This is a genomic window from Hydrogenophaga sp. NH-16, assembly GCF_004006415.1.
GTDB lineage: Bacteria > Pseudomonadota > Gammaproteobacteria > Burkholderiales > Burkholderiaceae_C > Hydrogenophaga > Hydrogenophaga pseudoflava.
In genome coordinates this window covers 3,430,844-3,457,058 of the sequence record NZ_CP029344.1, presented here as the reverse complement: position 1 = coordinate 3,457,058, position 26,215 = coordinate 3,430,844, and the positions used below count along the sequence as shown (strand labels likewise).

General features: G+C 67.6%; 27 protein-coding genes. 21 read left to right on the top strand and 6 right to left on the bottom strand.

What is annotated here, in order from left to right; translation table 11 throughout:
- Positions 1-16 precede the first annotated feature (16 nt).
- Genes rpsA through lapB form a run of 4 tightly spaced genes read left to right on the top strand, consistent with a single transcriptional unit; the run spans position 17 to position 3,569 of the window.
- Positions 17-1,693 (top strand): 30S ribosomal protein S1, encoded by a 1,677-nt coding sequence (gene rpsA, locus DD542_RS16650; protein WP_066155779.1) that lies wholly within the window; start codon positions 17-19, stop codon positions 1,691-1,693.
- Positions 1,694-1,723: 30 nt separating this feature from the next.
- Positions 1,724-2,098: an integration host factor subunit beta gene (locus tag DD542_RS16645; RefSeq protein WP_347232055.1), complete on the top strand. Its 375-nt coding sequence runs from the start codon at positions 1,724-1,726 to the stop codon at positions 2,096-2,098.
- Between the two features lie 33 nt (positions 2,099-2,131).
- On the top strand, positions 2,132-2,434 hold the full coding sequence (locus DD542_RS16640) for a lipopolysaccharide assembly protein LapA domain-containing protein (RefSeq protein WP_066155775.1): 303 nt from the start codon (positions 2,132-2,134) through the stop codon (positions 2,432-2,434).
- Complete coding sequence (lapB, locus tag DD542_RS16635; protein ID WP_066155772.1) at positions 2,424-3,569, top strand: lipopolysaccharide assembly protein LapB; 1,146 nt, start codon at positions 2,424-2,426, stop codon at positions 3,567-3,569. The genes DD542_RS16640 and lapB overlap by 11 nt, the downstream gene beginning before the upstream one ends.
- On the opposite strand, the gene DD542_RS16630 is transcribed toward lapB, so the two are convergent.
- On the bottom strand, positions 3,539-4,243 hold the full coding sequence (locus DD542_RS16630; RefSeq protein WP_127806411.1) for an aspartate/glutamate racemase family protein: 705 nt from the start codon (positions 4,241-4,243) through the stop codon (positions 3,539-3,541). The genes lapB and DD542_RS16630 overlap by 31 nt on opposite strands.
- A 50-nt stretch (positions 4,244-4,293) precedes the next feature.
- On the opposite strand from DD542_RS16630, the gene DD542_RS16625 reads away from it, so the two are divergent.
- The gene (locus DD542_RS16625; RefSeq protein ID WP_127806410.1) at positions 4,294-5,562 is read left to right on the top strand and encodes an FAD-binding oxidoreductase; all 1,269 of its coding nucleotides are present in this window, start codon (positions 4,294-4,296) and stop codon (positions 5,560-5,562) included.
- Between the two features lie 9 nt (positions 5,563-5,571).
- Here DD542_RS16625 and DD542_RS16620 read toward each other — a convergent pair whose 3' ends face one another.
- From DD542_RS16620 to DD542_RS16610, 3 genes are read right to left on the bottom strand one after another with little or no spacing between them, the layout of a single operon-like run.
- Positions 5,572-6,867, bottom strand: a complete 1,296-nt coding sequence (locus DD542_RS16620; RefSeq protein WP_127806409.1) for a TRAP transporter large permease subunit — start codon at positions 6,865-6,867, stop codon at positions 5,572-5,574.
- Positions 6,860-7,366 carry a TRAP transporter small permease gene (locus DD542_RS16615; protein ID WP_127806408.1) on the bottom strand — a complete coding sequence of 169 codons (507 nt, stop codon included), beginning with the start codon at positions 7,364-7,366 and terminating at the stop codon, positions 6,860-6,862. The genes DD542_RS16620 and DD542_RS16615 overlap by 8 nt, the downstream gene beginning before the upstream one ends.
- A 14-nt stretch (positions 7,367-7,380) precedes the next feature.
- Complete coding sequence (locus DD542_RS16610) at positions 7,381-8,355, bottom strand: TRAP transporter substrate-binding protein (protein WP_127806407.1); 975 nt, start codon at positions 8,353-8,355, stop codon at positions 7,381-7,383.
- Positions 8,356-8,524: 169 nt separating this feature from the next.
- Between DD542_RS16610 and DD542_RS16605 the strand changes: the two genes are divergently transcribed.
- The 4 genes from DD542_RS16605 to DD542_RS16590 are packed head-to-tail and all read left to right on the top strand — an operon-like array spanning position 8,525 to position 11,635.
- A complete protein-coding gene (locus tag DD542_RS16605) occupies positions 8,525-9,073 on the top strand; it encodes a winged helix DNA-binding protein (RefSeq protein WP_066155760.1) in 549 nt (182 codons plus the stop codon).
- 5 nt (positions 9,074-9,078) lie between these two features.
- The gene (gene pxpB, locus DD542_RS16600) at positions 9,079-9,822 is read left to right on the top strand and encodes a 5-oxoprolinase subunit PxpB (RefSeq protein WP_127806406.1); all 744 of its coding nucleotides are present in this window, start codon (positions 9,079-9,081) and stop codon (positions 9,820-9,822) included.
- Entirely contained in the window at positions 9,819-10,871 is a 1,053-nt protein-coding gene (locus DD542_RS16595; protein ID WP_127806405.1) for a biotin-dependent carboxyltransferase family protein, read from the top strand. The genes pxpB and DD542_RS16595 overlap by 4 nt, the downstream gene beginning before the upstream one ends.
- Entirely contained in the window at positions 10,868-11,635 is a 768-nt protein-coding gene (locus DD542_RS16590) for a 5-oxoprolinase subunit PxpA (protein WP_127806404.1), read from the top strand. Before DD542_RS16595 ends, DD542_RS16590 begins: the two co-directional genes overlap by 4 nt.
- Positions 11,636-11,672: 37 nt before the next feature.
- On the opposite strand, the gene DD542_RS16585 is transcribed toward DD542_RS16590, so the two are convergent.
- Complete coding sequence (locus DD542_RS16585) at positions 11,673-13,040, bottom strand: XVIPCD domain-containing protein (protein WP_127806403.1); 1,368 nt, start codon at positions 13,038-13,040, stop codon at positions 11,673-11,675.
- Positions 13,037-13,603, bottom strand: coding sequence for a hypothetical protein (locus DD542_RS16580; RefSeq protein WP_127806402.1), 567 nt, complete (start codon positions 13,601-13,603; stop codon positions 13,037-13,039). The genes DD542_RS16585 and DD542_RS16580 overlap by 4 nt, the downstream gene beginning before the upstream one ends.
- 337 nt (positions 13,604-13,940) lie before the next feature.
- Between DD542_RS16580 and DD542_RS16575 the strand changes: the two genes are divergently transcribed.
- From DD542_RS16575 to DD542_RS16520, 12 genes are all read left to right on the top strand, one after another.
- A complete protein-coding gene (locus DD542_RS16575; protein WP_066155745.1) occupies positions 13,941-14,939 on the top strand; it encodes a recombination-associated protein RdgC in 999 nt (332 codons plus the stop codon).
- A 22-nt stretch (positions 14,940-14,961) separates the two neighbouring features.
- Complete coding sequence (crcB, locus tag DD542_RS16570; protein ID WP_127806401.1) at positions 14,962-15,345, top strand: fluoride efflux transporter CrcB; 384 nt, start codon at positions 14,962-14,964, stop codon at positions 15,343-15,345.
- Positions 15,346-15,388: 43 nt separating this feature from the next.
- Positions 15,389-16,267 carry a restriction endonuclease gene (locus DD542_RS16565; RefSeq protein WP_127806400.1) on the top strand — a complete coding sequence of 293 codons (879 nt, stop codon included), beginning with the start codon at positions 15,389-15,391 and terminating at the stop codon, positions 16,265-16,267.
- A gap of 168 nt (positions 16,268-16,435) precedes the next feature.
- Positions 16,436-16,816, top strand: coding sequence for a hypothetical protein (locus DD542_RS16560; RefSeq protein WP_127806399.1), 381 nt, complete (start codon positions 16,436-16,438; stop codon positions 16,814-16,816).
- Entirely contained in the window at positions 16,813-18,747 is a 1,935-nt protein-coding gene (gene nosZ / locus DD542_RS16555; protein WP_127806398.1) for a TAT-dependent nitrous-oxide reductase, read from the top strand. The genes DD542_RS16560 and nosZ overlap by 4 nt, the downstream gene beginning before the upstream one ends.
- Positions 18,748-18,911: 164 nt before the next feature.
- Positions 18,912-21,485 carry a NosR/NirI family protein gene (locus tag DD542_RS16550; protein ID WP_241559806.1) on the top strand — a complete coding sequence of 858 codons (2,574 nt, stop codon included), beginning with the start codon at positions 18,912-18,914 and terminating at the stop codon, positions 21,483-21,485.
- 41 nt (positions 21,486-21,526) lie between these two features.
- Positions 21,527-22,777 carry a nitrous oxide reductase family maturation protein NosD gene (locus DD542_RS16545; RefSeq protein WP_241559805.1) on the top strand — a complete coding sequence of 417 codons (1,251 nt, stop codon included), beginning with the start codon at positions 21,527-21,529 and terminating at the stop codon, positions 22,775-22,777.
- The gene (locus DD542_RS16540; RefSeq protein ID WP_127806396.1) at positions 22,758-23,702 is read left to right on the top strand and encodes an ABC transporter ATP-binding protein; all 945 of its coding nucleotides are present in this window, start codon (positions 22,758-22,760) and stop codon (positions 23,700-23,702) included. The genes DD542_RS16545 and DD542_RS16540 overlap by 20 nt, the downstream gene beginning before the upstream one ends.
- Positions 23,699-24,526 (top strand): ABC transporter permease subunit, encoded by an 828-nt coding sequence (locus DD542_RS16535; RefSeq protein WP_127806395.1) that lies wholly within the window; start codon positions 23,699-23,701, stop codon positions 24,524-24,526. The genes DD542_RS16540 and DD542_RS16535 overlap by 4 nt, the downstream gene beginning before the upstream one ends.
- On the top strand, positions 24,523-25,080 hold the full coding sequence (locus DD542_RS16530) for a nitrous oxide reductase accessory protein NosL (RefSeq protein WP_127806394.1): 558 nt from the start codon (positions 24,523-24,525) through the stop codon (positions 25,078-25,080). Before DD542_RS16535 ends, DD542_RS16530 begins: the two co-directional genes overlap by 4 nt.
- Before the next feature lie 2 nt (positions 25,081-25,082).
- A complete protein-coding gene (locus tag DD542_RS16525; RefSeq protein WP_127806393.1) occupies positions 25,083-25,715 on the top strand; it encodes a nitrous oxide reductase accessory protein NosL in 633 nt (210 codons plus the stop codon).
- 82 nt (positions 25,716-25,797) lie between these two features.
- Positions 25,798-26,214, top strand: coding sequence for a c-type cytochrome (locus tag DD542_RS16520; RefSeq protein ID WP_066155725.1), 417 nt, complete (start codon positions 25,798-25,800; stop codon positions 26,212-26,214).
- Position 26,215: the final 1 nt, after the last annotated feature.

The following is a 26,215-nucleotide window of genomic DNA, read 5'->3' as shown; positions in this document are numbered from 1 at the left end:
GGTCATAGGAAATTCAATGTCTGAATCTTTTGCCGCCCTCTTCGAAGAGTCCCTGAAGCGCGCAGAAATGCGCTCGGGTGAGGTCATCACCGCCGAAGTCGTGCGCATCGAGCACAACCACGTGGTGGTCAACGCCGGTCTGAAGTCGGAAGCCTACGTGCCTCTGAACGAATTCAAGAACGACCAGGGCGAACTCGAAGTCCAGGTCGGTGATTTCGTGTCCGTGGCGATCGACTCCGTCGAAAACGGCTTCGGCGACACCCTGCTGTCGCGCGACAAGGCCAAGCGTCTGGCCTCCTGGATGGCCCTGGAAAAGGCCCTGGAATCTGGCGAGTTCGTCACAGGCACGACCTCCAGCAAGGTCAAGGGCGGCCTGAAGGTCATGGTCAACGGCATCAGCGCCTTCCTGCCGGGTTCGCTGGTCGACAGCCGTCCCACCAAGGACCTGACCCCCTACGAGAACAAGACCCTGGAATTCAAGGTCATCAAGCTCGACCGCAAGCGCAACAACGTGGTGCTGAGCCGCCGCGCTGTGGTGGAAGCCTCCATGGGCGAAGAGCGCGCCAAGCTGATGGAAACCCTGAAGGAAGGTGCCATCGTCAACGGCGTGGTCAAGAACATCACCGAATACGGTGCGTTCGTGGACCTGGGTGGCATCGACGGCCTGCTGCACATCACCGACATGGCATGGCGCCGTGTCCGTCACCCGAGCGAAGTGGTGACGGCTGGCCAGGAAATCACCGCCAAGATCCTGAAGTTCGACACCGAGAAGCACCGCGTTTCACTGGGTCTGAAGCAGATGGGCGACGACCCCTGGATGGGCGTGGCCCGCCGCTACCCGCAAGGTACCCGCATGTTCGGCAAGATCACCAACATCGCCGATTACGGCGCGTTCGTGGAGCTCGAACCCGGCATCGAAGGCCTGGTGCACGTTTCCGAAATGGACTGGACCAACAAGAACGTGGCCCCGTCCAAGCTGGTGTCGCTGGGTGATGAGGTCGAAGTCATGGTGCTGGACATCGACGAAGACAAGCGTCGCATCTCCCTGGGCATGAAGCAGTGCCGCGCCAACCCCTGGCACGAGTTCGCCGAGCAGACCAAGCGCGGCGACCGCGTCAAGGGCCCGATCAAGTCGATCACCGACTTCGGCGTGTTCGTGGGTCTGGCCGCCGGTATCGACGGTCTGGTGCACCTGTCCGACCTGTCCTGGAACGAGCCGGGCGAAGCCGCCGTGCGCAACTTCAAGAAGGGCCAGGAAGTCGAAGCCATCGTGCTGGCCATCGACGTCGAGCGCGAGCGCATCTCCCTGGGCATCAAGCAGCTCGACGGCGACCCGTTCACCACCTTCGTGTCGGTCAACGACAAGGGCTCCGTGGTGACCGGCAAGGTCAAGACTGTGGACGCCAAGGGCGCCGAGATCGACCTGGGCGAAGACGTCATCGGCTACCTGCGCGCCTCGGAAATCTCCCGCGACCGCGTGGAAGATGCCCGCAACGTGCTCAAGGAAGGCGACGAAGTCACGGCCGTGGTGGTGAACGTGGATCGCAAGACCCGCAACATCCAGCTGTCGATCAAGGCCAAGGACATGGCCGACCAGAACGAAGCCATGGCCAGCCTGAACCAGAACACGGGCAACGCCGGCACGACCAACCTGGGCGCCCTGCTCAAGGCCAAGCTGGACAGCAACAACTGAGATCCAGCCTGAGGCTTCTGCCGGTGCTTCATGCACCGGCAGGGCCCGGCGCTGTTCCGGACACATCAACGCCCGAGTTCAGTCATGACCCGCAGCGACCTTGTAGAAGCACTGGCCAGCCGGTTCAGCCAGCTCACCCACCGCGATGCAGAGTTCGCCGTCAAGGCGATCCTGGACGCGATGGGCGATGCCCTGGTGAAAGGCCACCGGATCGAGATCCGGGGGTTCGGCAGCTTCTCTGTCAACCGCCGCTCGCCCCGCATCGGACGCAATCCGCGCTCGGGCGAGAGCGTGATGATCCCCGAGAAGCGGGTGCCCCACTTCAAGCCTGGCAAAGCCCTGCGCGAGCAGGTGGATGCCAAGACGGCGGAGATCCTGGGTCGAGAGCCGAAAAACATGGCCTGATCGCTACAATCGTCCCACCACAGAGGGGATGATTTGAAATACCTGACGTGGCTGCTCAATGCAGCCATTTTTTTTGTTCTGTTCGCCTTCGCGCTGAACAATCAGGACACGGTCACCATGCACCTGTTCTTCGGAGCCCGCTGGCAGGCCCCGCTGGTGCTGATTCTTCTGTGCGCCTTGCTCCTGGGCGTGGTGCTGGGTGTGGTGGTGATGCTGCCGCTGTGGCTGCGGGCGCGTCGGCGTTCAGCAGCCCGACCGGCGACCGCACCCATACCCTTGCCTCCCGCCGTCCCGGACGCAGTGTCCACCGCGTCCCGCCCCCCGAATGGAACTTGACCTGACCTGGCTCCTCTGGGGCCTTCCCCTGGCCTTTGCACTCGGATGGCTGGCCTCACGCCTGGACCTGCGTCAGTGGCGCATGGAAAGCCGCCAGACGCCCAAGGCCTATTTCCGGGGCCTGAACCACCTGCTCAACGAACAGCAGGACCAGGCCATCGACGCCTTCATCGAGGCGGTGCAAGGAGACCCCGACACCGCCGAGCTGCACTTCGCACTGGGCAACCTGTTCCGCCGCCGCGGCGACTACGACCGCGCCGTGCGGGTGCACGAGCACCTGCTGGCCCGCGCCGACATCGGCCGCAAGGACCGCGACCGCGCCCAGCATGCGCTGGCGCTGGACTTTCTCAAGGCGGGCCTGCTGGACCGTGCCGAGTCCGCCCTGCACAAGCTGGAAGGGTCTGCCTACGAGGGCGAAGCCCTGATGGCGCTGCTGTCGATCGCCGAACGCTCGCGCGACTGGCCCCAGGCGCAGATCCTCGCCCAGCGCCTGGAGGACACCCACCAGGGCAGCTTCACGCCCCGCCTTGCGCACTACCTCTGTGAAGAGGCCGAGCTGGCCATGAGCCAGGGGGACGCCGCGGAGGCCCAGCGCCTGCTCAACAAGGCGGTGGAGCGCGCGCCGCAGATGGTCCGCGGCTGGATGGCGCTGTCGGCGCTGAAAGCGCAGCAGGGCGACACCAAGGGTGCATTCGACACGCTGCTGCAACTGGTGCGCCATGCGCCGCAGGGCTTTCCGCTGGCGGCGCGACCCATCGCCGACCTTTCAATCGCCACCGGGCGCCAGCAGGAAGCCATCGCCCTGCTCAACGAGGCGCAGGCCCACGGCCCCTCGCTGGACATCACCGAGGCGCTGGCCACGCTCAGCGGCAGCGCGACAGCGGCCCGGAGGCACTACCTCAGCCACCTGGAGCGGGAACCTTCCCTGGTGGCGGCCACCCAGTGGCTGGCTGGCGAAACCCTGTCGGACCCCGCTGCCCAGAAGCGGGTCCAGGCGGCGCTCGAACATGCGGCCGCTCCGCTCAAGCGCTACCGCTGCGCCGCCTGCGGCTTCGAGGCACGCCAGCACTTCTGGCACTGCCCGGGCTGCCAGAGCTGGGACAGCTACCCGGCTCGCCGCGTCGAAGAACTCTGAGCACGGCGCCAGACGGCCAGCAGCCAGGTCTCCAGGTCGTGTACCGGCCGACCGGTCGCCGCTTCGACGGCCGCACGGTAAGGCGGCATGTTGGTGCACTCCAGCACCACGGTCCGCACCTGCGGGTGCCGCGACACCAGCCTCATGGCCGCCGCCACCACATCTTGCTGCGCCTGCGCCAGGTCCAGCACCGTGTCATCGGCGAGGATGCTTGATTGCAGCTCGCAGCCGGGAGCGAGGCCTTGCACGGGTGTTCCGGCGGGCACACCGGCCTTGCGCAGCAGGGATGGGTGCAGCGAGGCCGCGTCAAAGGTGACGATGCCCGGTGCGGGCAGGTCGGCACATTGCAGCAGGCTGGAGGTGATCACGGGCACCGGGACCACGGCCTGCAGTTCGGCCTGCCACCCGGCGAGGAAACCGCAGCTGGTGGAGATCAGGCGTGCACCGTCATCCGCCAGAGAGCGGGCCGCGTCGATGAACGGGCCGAGCAGTGCCGGGTCCTGTTGCTGCACCACGCGCCGTGCCGATGCCCCTGGCACGACACGCAGCCGGGCCGGGATGCCGGCCCGCGTCCAGGTCTGCGGACAGCCGATGTCGCCGGGCGGACGCGGGAAGCGCGTGTCGAGCACGATCACGCCGAGAAAGGCCTTTTCACCGCTGTCCGAACCATTCATGGCGATAAGCTGTGCGTCCACATCCGAAGCAACAAGAAGGTGATTGAAGCATGACGCAGGCCAGACCAGGGCAGCGCGCTGTGGTGCTGGGCGCCGGCATGGTGGGTATTGCCTGTGCCCTCTCGCTGCGCCAGCGGTCCATGGACGTCACGGTGCTCGACCCGCTGGGTCCCGGCGCCGCCACCTCGCATGGCAACGCGGGCGTGCTGGCGCGCAGTTCGCTGATGCCGTTCAACCACCCAGGGCTGTGGGCCCAGCTGCCGGCGCTGCTGCGCGGGAAAAACCCGGGCTTTCGCTACCACCTGCCGTGGGTGCTGGGCCAGTGGCGCTGGGGGTTGTCGTTTCTGGGCCATGCGCGGGCTGCCGACTTTCAGGAAACCACCACCGCGCTGGACGCGCTGATCCGCCACTCCGGCACCGTCCACCGGCGCTGGATGGCCGAGGCGGGCATCGCACACCGCCGCCGCGACGACGGCTGGCTGTTTCTCTACCGCAGCGAGGCCGCTTTCGACAGTGGCGCCTTCGGGCGCGAGACGCTGGCGCGCTTCGGCGTGGCCACACGCGTGCTGGATGCGGCCGCGCTGCACGAGCTGGAGCCCCACCTGAAGCCAATGTTCCCGCGCGCGCTGTGGGTGCAGGAAGCCAGCTCGGTCGACAGCCCCGGCGAGGTGGTGCGCAGCTATGCGGCCTGGCTCCAGGCGCTCGGCGGCGCGGTGCGCACGGACGAGGCCACCGGGCTGCATCGCCACAGCGGCGGCTGGACGGTTCACACCCGCAGCGGCACACCGCTCGAAGCCGACCATGTGGTGGTGGCGCTTGGCCCCTGGTCGCGCGACTTCCTGCGCGGGCAGTTCGGCCTGCGCCTACCCATGGGCTTCGAGCGCGGCCAGCACCGCCACTTCCACCCCGCCGAGGGTACAGTGCTGTACCGGCCGGTGTACGACACCGCTGGCGGCTACGTGCTGGCGCCGATGGCGCAGGGGCTGCGGCTGACCACGGGTGTCGAGCTGAACGCGCAATTCGCGCCGCCCCACCAGGCGCAACTCGAGGTGGCCGAACGCACTGCGCGGGAAGCGATGCCGCTGGGTGACCGCACTTCCGACCCCGACTGGCTGGGCAGCCGCCCCACCCTGCCCGACTGCAGGCCGATGATCGGTGAATGCCCGGGGCAGGAGGCGCTGTGGCTGGCGCTGGGTCACCAGCACATCGGCTTTTCCACCGGCCCGGGCACCGGCGAGTTGCTGGCGCAACTGATGCTGGGCGAACCGAGCGCCATCGACCCGCACCCGTTCAGGCCGCAGCGCTTCCTGCGCGCCTGAACAGCGTGCTCACATGTTCCCCGGCAGCCACATCACGATCTGCGGGAACCAGTACAGCAGGGTGACCGCCAGCACCATCAGCAGGAAGTATGGCATGCAGACCCGCGCAATCCAGTTGATTTCGCGCCGCGTCATGCCCTGCAGCACGAACAGGTTGAAGCCCACCGGCGGCGTGATCTGCGCCATCTCGACCACGATCACGATGAAGATGCCGAACCAGATCAGGTCGATGCCTGCGGCCTGCACCGTGGGAATGATCACACCCATGGTCAGCACGATCATCGAGATGCCATCGAGGAAGCAGCCGAGCACGATGTAGAACAGCGCCAGCGCGACCAGCAGCAGGCCGGGCGACAGGCCCAGCGAGCCCACCCATTCGGCCAGGTGGCGCGGCAGGCCGATGTAGCCCATCGACAGCGTCAGGAAGGCCGCGCCCGCAAGGATCAGGGCCATCATGCAGTACAGGCGCGTGGCGCCCAGCAGCGCATCCCTGAAGCTCTGCCACGAGAGCGACCTCTGGTAGGCCGACAGCAGCAGCGCACCGACGACGCCGATGGCCGCCGCCTCGGTCGCAGTGGCCACGCCGACATAGATCGAGCCGATCACACCGCCGATCAGCAGGATCACCGGAATCAGCTCGCTGGACGCGCGCAGCTTCTCGCCAAAGCTCATGCCGGCGTCGGCCTCGGGAATCTTGTCAGGGTTCATCAGCGCCCAGACCATCAGGTAGCCGCTGAACAGCCCCGCCAGCAGCAGCCCGGGAACGACGCCTGCGACGAACAGCTTGGCGATCGACACCTCGGCTGCGACACCGTAGACGATCATCACGATCGAGGGCGGAATCAGCAGCCCCAGCGTGCTGGCGCCACCCAGCGAGCCGATCACGCGCTCGGGCGGGTAACCGCGCTCGGTGAGCTCGGGAATGGTCATCTTGCCGATGGTGGCGCAGGTCGCGGCCGAGGAGCCGGACACCGCGGCGAAGATGGTGCTGCCCAGGATGTTGGTGTGCAGCAACCGGCCCGGCAGCGCATTCACCCAGGGCGCCAGCCCCTTGAACATGTTCTCGGACAACTTGGTGCGGAACAGGATCTCGCCCATCCACACAAACAGCGGCAAGGCGGTGAGTGTCCAGCTGCTGGCCGAGCCCCAGATGGTGACCGCCATGGCGTCGCCCGCGCTGCGCGAGGAGAACAGCTCCATGCCGATCCAGGCTACGCCGGCCAGCGTCAGGCCGATCCAGACCCCACTGCCCAGCAGCAGGAACAGCGCGACGATCAGAAAACCGGTGACCAGCATCTCATTCATGGCGCGTCTCCGGTCCGCCGATGTGCTGGCGCTGGCCGCGCAGTTCCAGCACCCATTCGTCCACAAACGCGATGAACAGCACCAGCGTGCCCAGCGCCATGCCCAGCTGCGGAATCCACAGCGGCGTGGCGTCGTTGCCGGTGGAGATGTCGTTGAACTCGTGCGACTGCATCACCAGCCGCAACGAGAACCAGGCAAACAGGCCGGACAGCAGCACCGCCGCGCTCAGCGACCACAGCTCCATGCCCCGGCGCGCACCGCCTGTGAGCTTGCCGAGCACCAGCGTGACGCGGATGTGCTCGTTGCGCTTGAGCGTGTGCGCCAGTGCCAGGAAGCCGGCCGCCGCCATGCTGTAACCCGCGTAGGCGTCGGTGCCCGGCACATGGAAATGGAGCTGGCGCCCCAGCACCGACAGCAGCACCATGACCAGCACGCCGATCATGAACACCGCCGCGAGCCAGGCGCAGCCGTCGTACAGAGCGTCGAGCGCGCGCCGCATGCTACCGCCGCCGCTCACTTGCGGAACGCGTCGACCAGGGCCTGGCCCTCAGGACCCGCCTTGTCCAGCCACTCCTTGAGCATGGTGTCGCCAACCTTCTTCATGTCGGCCTTGAGCGCCGCGGGCGCGGGGAGGATCTGCATGCCGCCGGCCTTGAGCTTGTCCAGGCTTTCGGTGTTGGCCTTCTTGCTGGCGTCCCAGCCGCGCGTCTCGGCGTCGGCAGCCGCCTTGATGACCGCGTCCTGCGTGGGCTTGTCCAGCGCGTCGAAGGCTTTCTTGTTCACCAGCAGCGCGTTCTTGGGCAGCCAGGCCTGGGTGTCGTACCAGTACTTCACGTGCTCGTAGAGCTTGGCGTCGGCGCCGGTGGAGCCGCTGGACATCATGCTTTCGGTCACGCCGGTGGCGAAGGCCTGGCTGACTTCGGCGGCCTGCACCGTCACCGGCTGTGCGCCCACCAGTTCGGCGATGCGGGCGGTGGCGGGGCTGTAGGCGCGCCACTTGATGCCCTTGAGGTCGGCGGCGCTGTTCAGCGGCTTCTTGCTGTAGACACCCTGCGGCGGCCACGGCACGGCGAACAGCACCATCATGCCCTGCTCGGCCAGTTTCTTCTCCAGCAGCGGGCGCTGCGCCTTCCACAGCTTGGCGGCCTCGTCGTAGCTGTCGGCCACGAACGGAAGGCCGTCGGCGCCGAACAGCTGCCACTCGTTCTGGTAGTTCACCAGCAGGATCTCGCCGGCCTGCGCCTGGCCACCCTGCACCGCGCGCTTGATCTCGGGCGCCTTGAACAGCGCGGCGTTGGGGTGCACCGTGATCTTGAGCTTGCCGCCACTTGCCTTGTCCACGTCGGCCACGAACTGGTTGATGTTGACCGTGTGGAAATTGCTCGCCGGGTAGGCGGTGGCCAGGTCCCACTTGGCCTGGGCGAACGCCGAGGTCGAGAGGCCGATGACAGCGAAGGCCATGGAGAGTTGGAAAGCGCGACGTTTCATGAAAGCTCCAGTTGCAGGTTGAACAAACCGCGGCACCGACCGCAGAAGACGGGTGCATGCACTGTAGGGGGCATGGCAACAGATTGTGACCAGTGTTTTCCCTTATTGTTGACAAATCGTTGGTAAATTGTCGTCAAATACAGCACCCGCCTACCACGGAAACCGACCCATGGCCAAGTCAGCCCAAGCAAGCAGCACGCCAGTCACCGCCGCACCACGATCGCCCATCGTGTCCTCTGCGCACCTGGTCTCGCCCCAGAGCGCGGAGATGAGCGAGTTCGAGTTCGGCCTGATCGTGGCCAGCAACGCCTTCCACCGCTGGGTGGTGCACTGCATGGCCGCCGCCGGGCTGAAGGACCTGATGCCGCTGGACGTGCTGGTGCTGCACCACGTGACGCACCGCGCGCGCGACAAGCGCCTGTCCGACATCTGCTTCATCATGAACATCGAGGACACGCACCTGGTGAACTACTCGCTCAAGAAGCTGGCGAGCCTCGGCGTGGTGGCATCGAGCAAGTCGGGCAAGGAAGTGACCTACGCGGCCACCGAGTCCGGCAGCGCCTTCGTCCAGCGCTACCGCGAGATCCGCGAGCAATGCCTGATCCAGGCGCTGCACGCCGACGATGCACTGAACAAGGACATCGGCGAGCTGGCGCGCCTGCTGCGCGTGCTCTCGGGCATGTACGACCAGGCCGCCCGGTCGGCGGCGTCGTTGTGAGCGTCATGACCCCACGTCTGCTGCCCCTGGGCGACAGCGCCTGGACGGTGGAGTTCGGCCACGCCATCGACGCGGCGACCAACGCGCGCGTCATGGGCCTGGCCGGGCGGGTCGCGGCCGCGCGCCAGAACGATCCGCTGCTGGCTCCGGTGACCGATGTGGTGCCGACCTTCCGCTCGCTCACGGTGCATTTCGACCCTTGGGCGGGCGACGCCACTGCCTTGGGCCGGCAATTGCTGTTCATGGCGCAGGAGGGTCAGCAGACCACTGTGCAAGGACGCCAGTGGCAGCTGCCCGTGTGCTTCGACGACGACTTCGCACCCGACCTGCCGCGCGTGTGCGAGCTGAAGCAACTGACCCGGTCCGAGGTGATCAGCCAGCTGCTGGGCGCCGCTTTCCGGATCTACATGCTCGGCTTCCAGCCCGGCTTCCCCTACATGGGCGGACTGCCACCCACGCTGGTCACGCCACGCCTGCCCTCGCCGCGACAGAAGGTGCCCGCGAAGTCGGTGGCCATCGCGCTGGACATGTGTTCGGTCTATCCCTGGGAGAGCCCGGGGGGCTGGAACCTGCTGGGGCGCACGCCGGTGGTGCTGTTCGACCCGGCGCAGACCGAACAACCCGCCATGCTCGCCGCAGGCGACGAGGTGCGCTGGACCGCGGTGGACCGCGCCACCCACGACCGGCTCGCGCGCGAGATCGCCAACGGCCTGCCGCGCGAGACCTTCCTGAAAGAGTCTGCGACATGAGCGGCCAGCTGGAAGTCCTGCAGCCCGGCATCGGCACCACCGTACAGGACCGGGGCCGTCCGGGCCACCGGCACCACGGCCTGCCGCTCTCGGGCTGGCTCGACGCGCCGCTGGCCCGGGCCGCCAACGCGCTGCTAGGCAACGATCTGAACGCGGCGGTGCTGGAGCTGCGCGGCGTCGGCACGGCGCTGCGGGTGAAGCGCGGACCCGTGCGCGTCGCGCTGGCCGGCCGCATCGGCGCGCAGCGCATGCGAGAGGACGGCGCCCGCACGCCCCTGCCCGCCTGGCAGACCGCCACGCTGCACGAGGGCGAGACCCTGCAGCTGGGCAGCGCCGACAGCGGCTGCGCCTACCTGGCGGTGGCAGGCGGCATCGCCCTGGCGCCGGCCTTCGGCAGCCGCGCCAGCTACTGGCGCGCCGGCCTGTCGGGTGTGCTGGGCCGCGCCTTCCAGCCGGGCGACGTGCTGCCCTGCGGCGAGACCGGCAGCGGCGACCCGCGCGAGTGGCGCTGCCGCTCGCCCTGGGAGCCCGAGACCGGCCCGATCCGCGTAATGCCTGGCCCGCAGGACGACCATTTCACCCCCGACGCGTTGGCGAGCTTCTTCGCGCAGGACTGGCAGGCCACACCCGCACAGGACCGCATGGGCCTGCGTCTGGAAGGCGAGGCACTCGCGCACACCAGCGCAGACGCCGCCGACATCGTGTCCGACGGCGTGACGCCGGGCGTGATCCAGGTGCCGGCCAACGGCCAGCCCATCGTGCTGCTGGCCGATGGCCAGACCGTGGGCGGCTACCCCAAGATCGCGACCGTCATCACCGCCGACCTGCCGCGGCTGGCGCACCTGCGGCCGGGCACCCGCGTGCGCTTCGCGGCCGTGACGGCCGAACAGGCGCACGAGGCCTTGACCGCCCAGCGTGTGCGCTGGCAGCAGTGGCTGGCGGGCCGCGAAGCCTTCCTGCCGCCGGGCCACATCGACGAGGCCGCGCTCTACGGCCGCAACCTGATTTCCGGCATGCTCGCCACCCACCCCGGAGAGGACACACCATGAGCCCCATCAACCTCAACGCCGATCTCGGCGAAAGCTTCGGTGCCTGGACCATGGGCAGCGACGCCGAACTGCTGCAGGTGATCCACAGCGCCAACATCGCCTGCGGCTTCCACGCCGGCGACCCGGTGGTGATGCGCGAGACCGTGCGCCTGGCCATCGCCAACGGCGTGAGCCTGGGCGCACACCCGGCCTTCCCCGACCTTCAGGGCTTCGGCCGGCGGGTGATGCAGCTCTCGCCCAGGGAACTGGAAGCGGCCATCCTCTACCAGGTCGGCGCGCTGCAGGCCATGGCCACCGCGGAAGGCGGCCGCGTGACCCACGTCAAGCCACACGGCGCGCTCAACAACATGGCCTGCGCCGATGAGGCGATGGCGGCCACCGTGGCGCGCGCCATCAAGGCACTGGACCCACAACTCATCCTGCTCGCGCCCGCGCTCTCGGCGCTGGAGCGCGCGGGCGAGGCGGCTGGCCTGCGCGTGGCGCGCGAGGTGTTCGCCGACCGCACGTACCAGGCCGACGGCCAGCTCACGCCGCGCTCCCGGCCCGGTTCGGTGCTGCACGACGCCGCCGACTGCGTACGGCATGTGCAGCGCATGCTGGAGGCCGGCGGCATCGTCACCGCCGACGGCCAGCACCTGCCCACGCCCATCCACAGCATCTGCGTGCACGGCGACGGCCCCGGCGCCGTGGCCGCTGCGCGGGCGATCCGCACCGCGCTGGAAGCGGCTGGCCACCGCCTGGCGGGCTTGCCGGCACTGGTCTGAGGCGGTCCTTCGAGAACCAGGGTGGGCGTTGCGAGGCTCAAGCCCTGACCGGCGCCTGTCTGTCCTGGGGCTGAACAGCCGCCACCTCGGCGGCCGGGTCCGGAGCCGCGGCCAGCCGCTGCAACGATTCATCCGCAGGCCTGTTGGCCGCCTGCCGTGCATCGACGGCCCCCTCCTTCAAGCCGAGGCCATCGAACTCCGCGACGCGGATCTGGCCCCCATCCGCACGCAAGTGGGTGATGCGCGACAGACCGGCCTCCCGCGCGCCCAGCGCCACCGCGTGCACCGTGTTCTCCATGCCCTGGTCCCAGGGCAGTCCGTGCTGGTCGGCCAGCCGCTGCACATGGCCCCGGCTGTCGTCGAGCAACCGCCGGGTCGGTTCGGGCAAGGCCGCCGGGTCCAGGGCGGCGCCTTTGCGCGGCTCGCGCTGGGCAGGTTCACCCGGTTCGAGCGGTCCGCGGATGGTGTCGATGGCGTCGCGGGCGTTGCCATCGAGGCCGCGAGACACCGCCGTCAGCACGCCACGCATCTGGCGCACGTCCCGGCGGTACTCGCCGATCTGCACCGACTGCTGCTGCGCCAGGCTGCGCGCCTGCGGATTGGCAAGGATGGAGCGGTCGGGCTGGCCGCCGGCGTCCACCTCCACGAAGTGGTGCATGCTGTGGCTGCCCCCCAGCGCCACCGCCGCGCCAAGGGTGCTGGGCGGGGTGGTGCCCGTGGCCATATTGATGGGCGAATAACCCTTCAGCGCGTCGCTCCAGTGGGTGTGGTTGTCATAGCCCTTGGACAGCAGCGTCTTCACCTCCTCGGGCCGGGCATAGATCCGTGTCTCTCCAAAGTGCGGGCTGGCCGCGCTCACCGCGTCGCCCGCCATCATGTGGTTGATGACCGAGTGCCCACCCTCGGGAATGCGCCGGCTCAGGCTGACCGCCCCATAGGCGTTGAAGGTTTCGCCTTTGAGACCGAAGTGGTGGGCGCTGACCTGGGCCAGCGTGCCGCCCAGGGAGTGACCGGTGGTGGTGACGGGCGATGGTGGCAACCCCTTCCTGGAAGCGTCCTTGGATGCCATATCGAGTGCGTCACGCGTCAAAGAAATCGCGTCCTCTGCTTGCAGGTTGGAACGCGCGAGCACCATGCCACCGTCGGCCAAAGCGCCGTCTTTGAAGGCCTCTCGGTCGAACTCGGTTCCTCGATGGGCCACAACCAACTCACCTGTGTCGCGGCGCTGGTAAATCGTGCCCTGGTACCCGGTCCCGGGGTTGTCCACATGGGCTCGCACGAAGAACCGAACACCACCCGAATCCACGTAGGGCGCGTCTTTGTCGTTGCTCGCATAGCTTCGAGCAGATGTGCCCCTGTACACATGAAACGACAGGTCGGCGTATTGCTGCGACGTGACGCTCATGGCTTGGCCTTCACTTTGGCAGTGATGGAGAACAGGTTGTTACGGTGCGTCGGGCCGAAGCCTTCGGGGCTCCTATCACCTGCAGCGCTGTTTCCCCCGGGCCCAGGAAGCCGCGGATAGTCCCCCTTCCAGAAGTACTGCCGGTAGCTTGCTCCATCCACAAATTCTTTGGCATCCAGCGACATGCCATACCGGGTGTCTTCCTCTGACGTGCCGGCAGCAAAGCCCGCCCCCGCGCCACCCATCTCCCAGCGGCACACCCCCTTGCCGTAGTAGTCCTCGTCCAGCATGGCATCCAGCGCCACCGTCATCACGAAGCGATTCGGACCAGCGGATGTGACGGGCAGGCTCAGACCTTTGAACGGCGTGCCCCAGGTGCCTGCCCAGGCATTGGTGACAAAGGTGCAGTTGGGCGCCTGTGGCGCGCTGTAACCGGCGCTGCCCCGCACAGCCATCAGCGGCCCGGGGGCATCGTGGATCTCGAACGTGACCTCGAACACCCGACGGGGCGAGGGATTGAGCTTGAAGAGGTGGGCCTGTTCCGACTGGTCGTTCTTCTGCACGCCGGTGGGCTGACCGGTCGCAGCGGATGCGCCCTGCGCAGGCGCGGCTGGGGCGGTGGGTTGGCACGCCATCAGCGTCCCCCACATGACGGTGGCGCAGGCCAGACGGGCGCCGCGGTTGAAAGGCAACTCATGCACACACACCTCCTTGATGTTTTGCTGGCAGGGTCGCTGGTGCACATCTGTTGGCCGCCCTGCCCGATCTGTTCCGCCGGCAGTATAGGCAAACGCCCGGGCACGCCAACCGGCTCGGTATCATCGAACGCCCAGATCCCAGGCCTCTCCTGCCGCCGGCAGGGGAGGTCGGCCGCTGACGGCCTGCAACCCAAGGAAACACGTGTTCAAGAATGTGACGATCTACCGCATCGCGCCCGGCTGGGACGCGACGCTGGAGTCGATGGAGGCCGCGCTGGACGCGGCGCGTTTCGTGCCCTGCAGCGCCTCGCAGGACAAGTCGGTCGGCTGGGCCGAACCGCGTGGTGAGGAGCATGGCCCGCTGGTCGAATCCGTGGCCGGCCAGCGCATCCTCAAGCTGGTCATCGAGACCAAGGCTGTGCCCGGCAGCGTGGTGAAGGAAAAGGCGCAGGAAGCGGCCGACCACATCGAGGCCACCACCGGCCGCAAGCCCGGCAAGAAGGAAACCAAGGAACTGCGCGAAGACGCGCTGCAGGCACTGCTGCCCCAGGCCTTTCCGCGCCGCGGCAGCGTCTGGGTCTGGTTCGACATGAAGAACGGCCTGCTGGTCACCGACGCCGGCAGCCAGGGCAAGAACGACGAGGTCGTGACCGCGCTGGTGCGCGCCTTCGACGGCCTGGCCCTCACCCTGCTGCAGACCGCCATGACGCCGCAGACCGCGATGACGCAGTGGCTGGCGACCACCGAACCCGAGAACGACTGGCCCGAAGGCTTCAACGTCGAGCGCGAGTGCGAGCTCAAGTCGGCTGACGAAGAGAAATCGGCCGTGAAGTTCACGCGCCACCACCTGCTGACCGACGAGGTGCGCAAGCACCTCACCGAAGGCAAGCTGCCCACGCGGCTGGCACTCAGCTGGGAAGGCCGCATCGGCTTCACGCTGACCGAATCCATGCAGCTGAAGAAGCTGGCCTTTCTGGAAGGCGTGTTCGACGACCGGCCCAACGACGACGAGAGCGGTTTCGACACCGACGTGGCCCTGGCCACCGGCGAGCTGAGCCAGTTGATCCCGGCGCTGATCGGAGCCTTGGGCGGCGAGATCGAGCCCGGCGCGGCGCTGCCGGGTGCAGAGCCCGCGTCGGCGCCGGCCAAACCCAAGCAGGAAGCCGTCACCGCCGTGGGCGACGGCGACGCGCCGTTCTGACACGCTCAGCGGCGCCTGATCCATGCTGCAAATCGTTGCCATCAGCCTCGGAGCGAGCGTCGGCGCGCTCTCGCGCTGGCAGCTGAGCCTGTGGCTCAACCAGGGCCACGCCATCCTGCCCTGGGGCACGCTGGCCGCCAACTGGATCGGGGCCTGGCTGATCGGCGTGGCGGTGGTGTTTTTCCAGAGCCAGACGCAGCTGGACCCGGCCTGGCGGCTGGCCCTGGTCACCGGCTTCCTCGGCGCGCTCACCACCTTCTCCACCTTCTCGGCCGAGGTGGTGTCCATGCTGCAGCACGCGCGCTACCTGCTGGCCCTGGGCACCGCGGCGCTGCACCTGCTGGGTTCGCTCGCGCTCACGCTGCTGGGCATGAAGATGGCCGGCACCTGGTGGGGGCAGTCCTAAGCCAAAACAACACGAACACATCGACACATCGGGAGAAATAGCATTGGCGACCAAAGACAAAAAGGAAGAAGGCGCTCAGTTCGTTCGGTATTTCGGCCCGCTTCTGGATGCGCTCAGAAGCCTTGGGGGGTCGGCCAAACCCGACGAGGCGGTGGACCAGGTCGCACAGGCTTTGCAAATCTCTGACGACGTCCTCAATGAGACGTTGCCATCAGGCGGATCGAGGTTCCGCAACCAAGTGGCCTGGGCACGGTTCTATCTCGTTCGCGAAGGACTCATTGACTCATCCAAGCATGGAGTCTGGAGCCTTACTGAAAAGGGCTTCAAGGCCTTCCTCACCCAAGATCAGGCACGGAACCTGTTTCTGAAATGGGTCAAGATTTTCCAAGAGCAGCGAAAGCAAAAAGAACAGCACGAGCCCGTCGCAGAGCAAGTGGCAGAAGGCACAGGCGCTGTTTCCAAGGACTACCGCGAAGAAGTGCTGGATGTCCTGCTGAGTCTTCCTCCGGCCGGATTCGAGCGACTTTCGCAGCGACTTCTCCGTGAAGCCGGGTTTACACAGGTTGCGGTCACTGGTCAGAGCGGCGACGGAGGCATCGACGGTTTTGGCATTCTGCAAGTCAATCCGCTGGTTTCTTTCAAAGTGCTGTTCCAGTGCAAGCGCTACGCCAAGTCGGTCGTGCCATCGCAAGTACGAGACTTCCGTGGAGCCATGTCGGGGCGAGCCGACAAGGGAATCATAATCACCACAGGCACCTTCACGGCAGAGGCCAAGCGAGAGGCCACCCGAGATGGCGCACCCCCCATCGAATTGATCGATGGAGAGAAGCTCATCGACATGCTGGAATCGCTCGAACTCGGTCTGAAGCCCGTGACCACTTTCGAGGTGGCACACGCTTTTTTCAACGAATTCAAAGCTTGATCCCCGCGTAGCCGGCTACTCCAAATCGTCAAATTTAGTAGATTCCGTCTCCCCTGACACGGCTTCACTGACGTCTGCGCACCACACCACCGGGGAGCGCAATTGACGAATGTCAATTGCCCTTAAAGATTCATTTTCCATGAAGCATATCGGACCTATAGTCCGCCCATGCTTTTCCTGAGCCGACTCCGCAGCCGCTGCCAATGCCCCGTGCTGTGGTACCTGCTGGTGAGCTGGTCGCTGGTGTTCGCCTCACCACTGATCCAGCCGCCGCAGAGCACCACGGTCTGCAGCAGCACCGGCCTGCAGTGGGTGGACCTCGACAACGACGGCGCACCGGCGACCACCGGTCACGCCCTGGACTGTGCGCTGTGCCTGCCGACGGCGCTGCCCTCCCCGTCTTCCCTCGGTGACGCCTGGTTGCTGGACTTCGGCCACCACCAGCGTGCCATCGCCACGGCCACACGCCACCCCGTTCCCGAGGCCACGCCGCCACCCGCGCGCGGGCCACCCCGTTTCCCAAGCCCAACCCTAGAGGTTTTCACATGAAAGACGACAACATTTCCAACGATCAAGACCGCGCCGCCTGGGGGCGCCGCAAGTTCCTGAACACCGCCGCGCTGGCGGGCCTGTCCATCGGCGCCGTGGCCTGCACCGACAAGACCGCAGGAACAGCCGCCGCACCCGCCGCCCCGGCAGCCCCCGCCGATGCGGCGCACGCTGCTTCGGGCTCCGCCGCCGGCCACCTCAAGCCCGGTGAACTCGACACCTACTACGGTCTCTGGAGCGGTGGCCACACGGGCGACATGCGCGTGCTGGGCATGCCCTCCGGCCGCGAACTGCTGCGCATCCCCTGCTTCGTACCCGACGCACTGGTCGGTTGGGGCATCACCAACGAATCCAAGGCGATCATGGGCACCAAGGCCGATGGTTCGCTGCGCTACACCGTCGCCGACACGCACCACACCCACGCCTCCTACAAGGACGGCAACTACGACGGCCGCTACGCCTGGATCAACGACAAGATCAACAGCCGCCTGGCCCGCATCCGCCTGGACTACTTCGTCTGCGACAAGATCACCCAGCTGCCCAACGTGCAGGGCTTCCATGGCATCTTCCCGGACAAGGCCGACCCGGTCGATCCGGCCATCAACTACACCACACGCGTGTTCTGCGGCGCCGAGTTCTCGATCCCCCTGCCCAACACGGGCACCGAGGACAGCAGCAAGTACCGCTCGATGTTCACCTGCGTGGACGCCGAATCGATGGAGGTGCGCTGGCAGGTGCTGATCGATGGCAACTGCGACCTCACCGCCACGTCGTATGACGGCAAGCTGGCGGCCACCAACCAGTACAACATCGAAATGGGCGCCAAGTACGAGGACATGATGTCCGCCGAACGCGACGCCTGCCTGTTTTTCAACATCGCCCGCATCGAAGAGGCCGTCAAGGCCGGCAAGTTCAAGACCATCGGCACATCGAAAGTGCCCGTGGTGGACGGCACACACGAAGCCAACAAGGATCCCAAGACGGCGCTGACGGCGTATGTCTCGGTTCCCAAGAACCCCCACGGCGTGAACGCCAGCCCCGACGGCAAGTACTTCATCTGCGCGGGCAAGCTCTCGCCCACCGCCACGGTGATCGAGCTCAGCAAGGTGCTGGAGTGGTTCGACGGCAAGCTTGAAAAGCTGGACGACGCCATCGTGGCCGAGGTTGAACTCGGCCTGGGCCCGCTGCACACCGCCTTCGACGGCCGCGGCAACGCCTACACCACGCTGTTCCTGGACAGCCAGGTGGTCAAGTGGAACGTGGACGCCGCCATCAAGTTCCATGCCGGCGACAAGGCCGCCAAGTACGTGGTCGACCGCATCGACGTGCACTACCAGCCGGGCCACATCAACGCCTCGCAGTCCGAGACCAAGGCCGCCGACGGCAAGTACCTCGCCGTGGGCTGCAAGTTCTCCAAGGACCGCTTCCTGCCGGTGGGCCCGCTGCACGCCGAGAACGAACAGCTGATCGACATCTCGGGCGAGAAGATGGTGCTCATGGGCGACCACCCGGTGCGCGGCGAGCCGCACGACTTCATCATCTTCAAGCGCGACCTGGTCAAGCCCAAGCAGGTCTATTCGCTCGACGACTTCCCGAACGCCGTCAAGGACCCGAAGGAGTCGGGCGTGTTCCGCAACGGGAAGAAGGTGACGGTGAAGATGACCTCGCAGGCGCCGGCCTTCAGCCTGCGCGAGTTCAAGGTCAAGAAGGGCGACGAGGTCACGCTGATCCTGACCAACCTGGACAAGATCGAGGATCTGACCCACGGCTTCGCGATCCCCAACTACAACGTGAACTTCATCGTCAACCCGCAGGAAACGGCGTCGGTCACGTTCATCGCCGACCAGCCGGGCGTGTTCTGGTGCTACTGCACGCACTTCTGCCACGCATTGCACCTGGAGATGCGCTCGCGCATGATCGTGGAAGCGTAACGACGGGCCGATGAGGCCCCTTCCCCGCCAGGGGAAGCTGTCCGCCGGCGGCGGTGCATCACCGTGATGCCCCGCCGCCGGCGACAACAGAGAGATTGAAGATGTCGACTGTTCGCCTGCTGGCCTCTGCGCTGGCCGCCTTCTGGCTGGGTCTGCTGACCCTGATGCCCGTGGACCGTGTGGCCCACGCCCAGTCCTACGAAGCCAAACTCCCCGACGACCTGGCCAGCCACCCCGCGCTGTGCGAGCGCGTGCCCTGCACCGAGGTGTTTCCCGGCGCCCAGGCCTTCTCGGCCCGCATGGGCCAGCCGCCCTATGTCGAGGCCTATGGCGAGGCCGACCCGCAGCAACCGGGCAAGCGCCGGCTGCTGGGCTATGTGATGCTGTCCACCGACATCACCGACACACCCGCGTATTCGGGCAAACCGGTGGTGACCCTGATCGGCATGGACCTGCAGGGCCGCTACGTCGGCGTCAAGGTGCTCAAACATTCCGAGCCCATCCTGCTGCTGGGCATTCCCGAAAAGGCGCTCGTCGATTTCAACAACCAGTACCTGGGCAAGTCGGTCAAGGACACGATCGAGGTCGGTCCCTCGCGCCCGGACGAGAACGTGCTGGGCGTGGACGCCATCTCCGGCGCCACGGTGACCGTGATCGCACAGAACCAGGTGATGCAGCTCTCCGGCTCGGCCGTGGCGCGGCAGGTCGGCATCATCGCGCCGACGGTGCGGGAGCCGGCCCGCTTCGCGGAACAGAAACGCCGCTACCGCTGGAACGAACTGGAACAGATGGGCGCGGTGCAGCGCCTGCGCGTGATGCCCGAACAGGTCGGGCTCGACCGCAGCCCCGAACCCTTCATCGAACTGTGGTTCGGTGACCTCAACCACCCCGACACCGGCCGCAGCCTGATCGGCGAGCGCGGGTTCGAGAACCTGCACGACCAGCTCAAACCGGGCGACAACGCCTTCTTCGTCATCCGCACCGCGGGCCAGGAGTCGTTCAAGGGCTCGGGTTTCGTGCGCGGCGGGCTGTACGACCGCATCCAGGTCAAGCAGGGCGCGGACGCCTTCACCTTCCGCGACCTGGACTACCTCAACCTCTACGGGCTGGAAGCGGACGGTGCGCCCTCGTCCACCGAGTCCGGCATCTTCATCATCCGCAAGGGCGCGTTCTCGGCTGCCCACCCCTGGCGCCTGGCCTTCCTGGGCAACCGGGTGGACCGCGCGACCGGCCACCGCAGCTTCGCCACCTTCGAAGCGCGCTACTGGCTGCCCGACGAACTGCTGCAGGGCGGCCGGCCGGTGGTGCAGGAACCTGAGGCGCCCTGGGTTCGCATCTGGAAATCCCGCGCCGTCGAGATCGCCCTGTTCGCGGCGCTGCTGGTCGCCGTCACCGTGGTCTATGCGCTGCGCGACCAGCTCACCCGCCGCTCCACGCACAAGAACAAGTGGCCGGTCAACGTCTTCAAGTACAGCGCCTGGGCCCTGTCGATCACCTTCGTCGGCTTCGGCGTCATGGCCCAGCCCTCGATCACGCAGGTGCTGACCTGGTTCCATTCGCTGCTGTTCCAGTGGACCTGGTCGCTGTTCCTTTCCGACCCGTTCATCTTCGTGTTCTGGATCTTCATCATCGTCACCGTGTTCCTGTTCGGGCGCGGCCTGTTCTGCGGCTGGATGTGCCCGTTCGGCTCGCTGTCGGAGGCGATCTACAAGGTGGCCGGCAAGATCGGCCTCAAACGCTGGCAGCGGCGGGTGCCGCAGCGCCTGCACGACCGGCTGAAGTGGCTGAAGTACGCGATCTTCTTCGGCCTGCTGGTGGTGTCGATGTTCTCCATGGGCCTGGCCGAAGTGCTGGCCGAGGTGGAGCCATTCAAGACCACCTTCCTGGTCGGCATCACCAACCGCAGCTGGCCCTATGGCCTGTTCGTGGCGGCGATCCTGGGCCTGTCGATCTTCATCGAGCGGCCGTACTGCAAGTACATCTGCCCGCTGGGCGCCTCGCTGGCCATGCCCAGCACTTTCCGCTGGTTCGGTCTGCGGCGCAAGCAGGACTGCAACAGCTGCAAGGCCTGCGCCGTGGGCTGCGGTGCCCAGGCCATCGACGCCGACGGCCGCATCGACCACCGCGAGTGCCTGCACTGCCTGGACTGCATGGTGCTCTACACCGACGAGAAGGGCTGCCCGCCGCTGGCCAAGGAACGCAAGCGGCGCGAGCGCGACGGCCTGTTGATCACGCCCATTGGCCGGGACGGCTACTACATCCCGCTCACGGTGATCCCCGCGGTATCGCAGGTCAGCGCCAAGGCCGCACAAGGTCCGGACCCCCGCATGCCCACGCCACCGGCCCAGCCCTGGCCGGGCGGCCGAGCCCCTGGTGTGCGCGGTCTCTGGCAGGAGCTGGTGCACCACCTCTGGCCTTGGAGCCGCGACGGCTGGCAGAACCAGCGCGCCCTGGCCTACGCCGGTCTGTCGCTGGCGCTGGCGGCCACCGCGGCCTGGGTGCTGGCGGCCGATGGCCGGCTCTCGGCCAGCGCCATCATCGGCTGGTGGTTCGGCTGGAGCGTGTACGAGGTGCTGATCCGCATGCAGGGCAAGCGCGTGGTCAAGGACGGCCCCTGGTGGCGTGCGCGCTACCGCGAGGCCAACTGGATGGACATGCTCAGCTACGTCGGATTCAAGAACCTGCTGATCGGCGCCACGCTGTTCCTGCTGCTCAAGTCGCTGGGAGCGCTGGCGTGACCCACTGGCCTGTGCAACTGCGTGCGCGGTTGCGTGCGTGGCTGGCAGTGGCCGGCCTCGCGCTGGCCGGCCCGTCCTGGGCCGCGGTCTGGCCCGTGGCGCCCGGCGCGGACCTGCAAGCCGTGGTGGCGCAGGCGGCGGCCGGGGACGTGGTCGAGGTGCAGCGCGGCTTCTACGCGGTGAACCTGCGCATCGACAAGCCACTGACGCTGCGCGGCGTCGGCCGCCCCACGCTCAGCGGAAGCGGCCAGGGCGACACCATCCGCGTCACCGCGCCCGACGTGCTGATCGAAGGCCTGATCGTGCGCGACTCGGGCACCAGCCTCAAGGACCAGAACGCGGGCATCTACCTACAGCCCGGCGCGCACCGTGCGGTGGTGCGCCGCTGCGACCTGACCTACAACCTGTTCGGCCTGTGGATCGAGAAGGCCGACGACGTGCGCATCGAACACAACATCATCACCGGCCTGCGCGATTTCAACTCCGCGCAGCGCGGCAACGGCATCCAGCTCTACAACACCAAGGGCGCGCGCATCGTCGGCAACCACATCGGCTTCGTGCGCGACGCGCTCTACGTCGACGTCTCGCACCACGCCGAGTTCCGCGGCAACCGGCTGCACCACAGCCGCTACGGCACGCACTACATGAACTCGTACCACAACCTGTGGGAAGACAACGACAGCTACAACAACCGCGGCGGCCTGGCGCTGATGGAGGTGCGCGACCAGGTGGTGCGGCGCAACCGCACCTGGGGCAACACCGACCACGGCATCATGCTGCGCACCATGCAGGACTCGGTGATCGAGGGCAACGTGGTGGCCGACAACGACCGCGGCTTCTTCATCTACGACGTGGAGTACGTGACCCTGCGCGGCAACCTGGTGGTGAACAACCGCGTCGGCGTGCACCTCTCGGCCGGCTCCACGCGCAACCAGGTGGTGGGCAACGACTTCATCGCCAACCGCGAGCAGGTGCGCTACGTGGGCGCGCGCGACGAGCCCTGGGGCCGGCCCGAGCCAGGCCAGGGCAACCACTGGAGCAACTACCGCGGCTGGGACCGCAACGGCGACGGCGTCGGCGACGTGGGCTACGAGGCCAACGACCTGGTCGACCGCCTGCAGTGGCGCCACCCCATCGTCCAGCTGCTCATGGGCAGCCCCGCCGTGGAGGCACTGCGCATCCTCGGCCAGCAATTCCCCGTCCTGCGCGTGCCCAGCGTGGTCGACCCCCACCCGGCCATGGCGCCGGCCCACCCCCAATGGAGCACCTGGCGTGAACACACACAGCGCTGATGCCTTGCGCCTGGAAGGCGTGACCAAGACCTACGGCAGCGCCAAGGCGCCGCTGAACGCGCTCGACGGCGTGGACCTCACCGTGCCCAGCGGCCAGTTGTTCGGCCTGATCGGCCACAACGGTGCGGGCAAGAGCACCCTGTTCAAGCTGGTGCTGGGCCTGATCCGCCCGAGCCGCGGCCAGATCCGCATCAGCGGCAGCCTGGTCAACGGGCCAGACTTCCGCGCGGTGCGCCGCACGCTGGGCTACCTGCCCGAGAACCTGGTGCTCTACGACAACCTCAGCGGCCTGGAGACGCTGCGCTTCTTCGCCCGCCTCAAGGGCGCGCCGGAGCGCCAGTGCGGCGAGCTGCTGGACCGCGTGGGGCTGGGCCAGGCCGGGCAGCGGGCCGTGCGCGAATACTCCAAGGGCATGCGCCAGCGCCTGGGTTTCGCGCAGGCCCTGCTGGGCGAACCGCGCCTGCTGCTGCTGGACGAACCCACCACCGGTCTGGACCCTTCCGCCATCCGTGCTTTCTACGAGCAGCTGGACGCGCTGCGCGAGCAGGGCGTCACGCTGGTCATCAGCTCGCACATCCTGGCCGAGCTGCAGCAGCGCGTGGACGCGCTGGCCATGCTCAGCAACGGCCGCGTCTGCGCGCAGGGTTCGGTGCAGTCGCTGCGCGAGCGCTCGCGCATGCCCCTGAACTTCGTGCTGACCGGCTCGCCCGGGCAGTTGCACGCGCTCGACCAGCAGCGGCCCGACGCGCTGGCGGGCGCCGCGCTCGACTGGCAACCCGTGGCCGCCGACCAGCGCGTGCTGCGCTGCGACCGCGCCCACAAGATGGCCGTGCTGCACTGGCTGGGCCAGGCCGGGCTGGCCGACCTGCAGGTGCAGGAGCCCTCGCTGGAAGACGTGTACTTCGGTCTGAAGGAGGCCGCATGACCCCCGCCCTCACCTGGCACCAGATGCAGGCGCTGGCCGCCAAGGAATTCCGCGACCGCCTGCGCAACCGCTGGGTGCTCGCCGTCGCCGTGGTGTTCACCGCGTTCTCGCTGCTCATCACCTACTTCGGCTCGGCCGCGCAGGGCCAGATCGGCCCACGCTCCATCGAGCTGACCATCGCCAGCCTGGTCAGCCTGGTGATCTACCTGATCCCGCTGATCGCGCTGCTGCTGGGCTTCGACGCCATCGTGGGCGAGCGCGAGCGCGGCTCGCTGGACCTGCTGCTGGCCCTGCCCATCACCCGGCTGGAACTGCTGCTGGGCAAGTACCTGGGCCTGGCCGCGGCGCTGACGCTGTCCACCGTGGCCGGCTTCGCGCTGGTGGCGGGCGTGCTGTACCAGCGCTTCGGCCTCGGCGCGCTCTACCACTACGCCGGCTTCGTGCTCAGCTCGGTGCTGCTGGGTCTGGCCTTCCTGAGCCTGGCGGTGCTGCTGTCGGTGCTGGCGCGCGACCGCACCCGCGCCTCGGGCCTGGCCATTGCGCTCTGGTTCGGCCTGGTGCTGGTGTTCGACCTGCTGCTGCTGGGCCTGCTGGTGGCCACCGGCGGCCAGGTCGGCGGCGAGGCCTTCGCCTATCTGCTGCTGCTCAACCCGGCCGACATCTTCCGCATCCTCAACGTGTTTTCGCTCGACGACGCCCAGCGCCTGTACGGCCTGGCCAGCATCCTGCCACCGGCCATGGGCCAGGTGGGCGGGCTGACGGCCGCCATGCTGGCCTGGATCGCCGGGCCCCTGCTGATCGCTTCCTGGAGATTCCGCGCATGAACCCCGACCTCCCCTTCGTGAACCGCCGCCGCCTGCTGTGCGGCTGCGCCGGCCTGGCCGGCCTCGCCGCCCTCAGCCTCGCCGGCTGCGGGCAGGACACTGCCTCGTCCGCGCAGGCCCAGGCGCCGGCCGAGATCCAGCCGCAGTCCAGCTGCTCGCTCGACGGCATGCTGCTGTCCGACTACCCAGGCCCCAAGGGCCAGATCCGTTTTGCCAACGTGGCCGAGGTGCAGTGGTTCTGCGACACCACCGAACTGCTGTCCACCCTGCTCGCGCCCGAGCAGGTGCGCACCGTGGTCAGCGCCTTCGTGCAGGACATGGCCAAGGCCGACTGGGAACAGCCCCGCGGCCACTGGATCGACGCCCGCCAGGCGGTCTATGTGCTGGGCAGCCGGCGCAAGGGTTCGATGGGCCCCACCGCGATCAGCTTCGCCAGCGATGCCGATGCGCAGGCCTTCGTGCAGCAGCAGGGCGGCCGGGCGCTGCGCTTTGCCGAGATCCAGCCCGCGATGGTCGATCTCAGCGGCGGCGCGCAGCAAGACACGCGCATGTGAGCATGCTCGAACGACGCAGCATCCTGGGACTGACGGTGGCGGGTGGCGCGGTCCTGCTGACCGGCGCGGCCCAGCGCTGGTGGCCGCCCGGCGCGTCCCGCGCCGCACCGGGCACGGCGCCGCCGGACGACATCTGCCTGGTCGCGCCGCCTTTCGCGTTCGATCCGGCATCGGGGCTCCCGATGGCGGCCGCGCGCCCCATTCCCGAGCACGCGCGCTGCCCGGTCTGCGGCATGTTCCCGGCCCGCCAGCCGCGCTGGGCGGCGCAGGTGATCTTTTCCAACGGCGACGTGCAGTACCTCGACTCGCCGCTCAGCCTGTTCCTCTACCTGCAGAACGTGCCGCGCTACACGGTGGGCCAGCAGGCCAGCCGCATCCTCGCGATGTACGCCACCGACCTGGAGACCGGCGCCTGGGTGCCCGCGCAACAGGCCGTGTACGTGCACGGTTCGCGCACCCTGGGTCCCATGCGCTCGGGCAACCTGCCCGCGTTTGCCAGCGCGTCCGCGGCCGCGGCCTTCATCGCCCGCCAGGGCGGCACCGCCGTCGGTGCCGACGCGTTGCGGCGCACGCTGCCGTCCGAGCTGCAGCGGCTTGCCCCGCAGACCCACGAGGGCCACGGCGCCGCGGTTTGATCACCGTCAAGTCAAGTTTTTAAGATTCATATTGAATGCATATTAAAATCTGCTCGTCTCCTCTTCTTCAAAGAAAGCTCCCATGAACGCACGACACCTCCTGCTCTCCCTCGGCTGCGCCCTGACCCTGGCAGCCTGCGGCGACAAGCCCGCCGAAGCCCCTGCCGCCAGCACTGCACCGGCCGCTCCTGCAGCGGCTCCCGCCGCCCCTGAGGCAGCCCCGGCCCCTGCACCGGTGGCCGAAAACGCGGTCGGCAAGAAGGTGTACGGCAGCACCTGCGCCCTGTGCCACGCCGCTGGTGTGGCCGGCGCCCCCAAGCCCGGCGACAAGGCCGACTGGGGTCCGCGCATCGCCCAGGGCAACGACACGCTGTACAAGCACGCCCTGGAAGGCTTCACTGGCGCCAAGGGCATGATGCCCGCGCGCGGCGGTGGCGCATCCCTGACCGATGACGAGGTCAAGGCCGCGGTCGACCACATGGTCGCGCTGTCGCAGTAAC

Coding starts and splice junctions, on each gene's coding strand:
- rpsA (WP_066155779.1), top strand. CDS start 17: ATGTCTGAATCTTTTGCCGCCCTCTTCGAAGAGTCCCTGAAGCGCGCA.
- DD542_RS16645 (WP_347232055.1), top strand. CDS start 1,724: ATGCACCGGCAGGGCCCGGCGCTGTTCCGGACACATCAACGCCCGAGT.
- lapB (WP_066155772.1), top strand. CDS start 2,424: ATGGAACTTGACCTGACCTGGCTCCTCTGGGGCCTTCCCCTGGCCTTT.
- DD542_RS16630 (WP_127806411.1), bottom strand. CDS start 4,243: ATGAATGGTTCGGACAGCGGTGAAAAGGCCTTTCTCGGCGTGATCGTG.
- DD542_RS16625 (WP_127806410.1), top strand. CDS start 4,294: ATGACGCAGGCCAGACCAGGGCAGCGCGCTGTGGTGCTGGGCGCCGGC.
- DD542_RS16620 (WP_127806409.1), bottom strand. CDS start 6,867: ATGAATGAGATGCTGGTCACCGGTTTTCTGATCGTCGCGCTGTTCCTG.
- DD542_RS16615 (WP_127806408.1), bottom strand. CDS start 7,366: ATGCGGCGCGCGCTCGACGCTCTGTACGACGGCTGCGCCTGGCTCGCG.
- DD542_RS16610 (WP_127806407.1), bottom strand. CDS start 8,355: ATGAAACGTCGCGCTTTCCAACTCTCCATGGCCTTCGCTGTCATCGGC.
- DD542_RS16605 (WP_066155760.1), top strand. CDS start 8,525: ATGGCCAAGTCAGCCCAAGCAAGCAGCACGCCAGTCACCGCCGCACCA.
- pxpB (WP_127806406.1), top strand. CDS start 9,079: ATGACCCCACGTCTGCTGCCCCTGGGCGACAGCGCCTGGACGGTGGAG.
- DD542_RS16595 (WP_127806405.1), top strand. CDS start 9,819: ATGAGCGGCCAGCTGGAAGTCCTGCAGCCCGGCATCGGCACCACCGTA.
- DD542_RS16590 (WP_127806404.1), top strand. CDS start 10,868: ATGAGCCCCATCAACCTCAACGCCGATCTCGGCGAAAGCTTCGGTGCC.
- DD542_RS16585 (WP_127806403.1), bottom strand. CDS start 13,040: ATGAGCGTCACGTCGCAGCAATACGCCGACCTGTCGTTTCATGTGTAC.
- crcB (WP_127806401.1), top strand. CDS start 14,962: ATGCTGCAAATCGTTGCCATCAGCCTCGGAGCGAGCGTCGGCGCGCTC.
- DD542_RS16560 (WP_127806399.1), top strand. CDS start 16,436: ATGCTTTTCCTGAGCCGACTCCGCAGCCGCTGCCAATGCCCCGTGCTG.
- nosZ (WP_127806398.1), top strand. CDS start 16,813: ATGAAAGACGACAACATTTCCAACGATCAAGACCGCGCCGCCTGGGGG.
- DD542_RS16550 (WP_241559806.1), top strand. CDS start 18,912: ATGCCCGTGGACCGTGTGGCCCACGCCCAGTCCTACGAAGCCAAACTC.
- DD542_RS16535 (WP_127806395.1), top strand. CDS start 23,699: ATGACCCCCGCCCTCACCTGGCACCAGATGCAGGCGCTGGCCGCCAAG.
- DD542_RS16530 (WP_127806394.1), top strand. CDS start 24,523: ATGAACCCCGACCTCCCCTTCGTGAACCGCCGCCGCCTGCTGTGCGGC.
- DD542_RS16525 (WP_127806393.1), top strand. CDS start 25,083: ATGCTCGAACGACGCAGCATCCTGGGACTGACGGTGGCGGGTGGCGCG.
- DD542_RS16520 (WP_066155725.1), top strand. CDS start 25,798: ATGAACGCACGACACCTCCTGCTCTCCCTCGGCTGCGCCCTGACCCTG.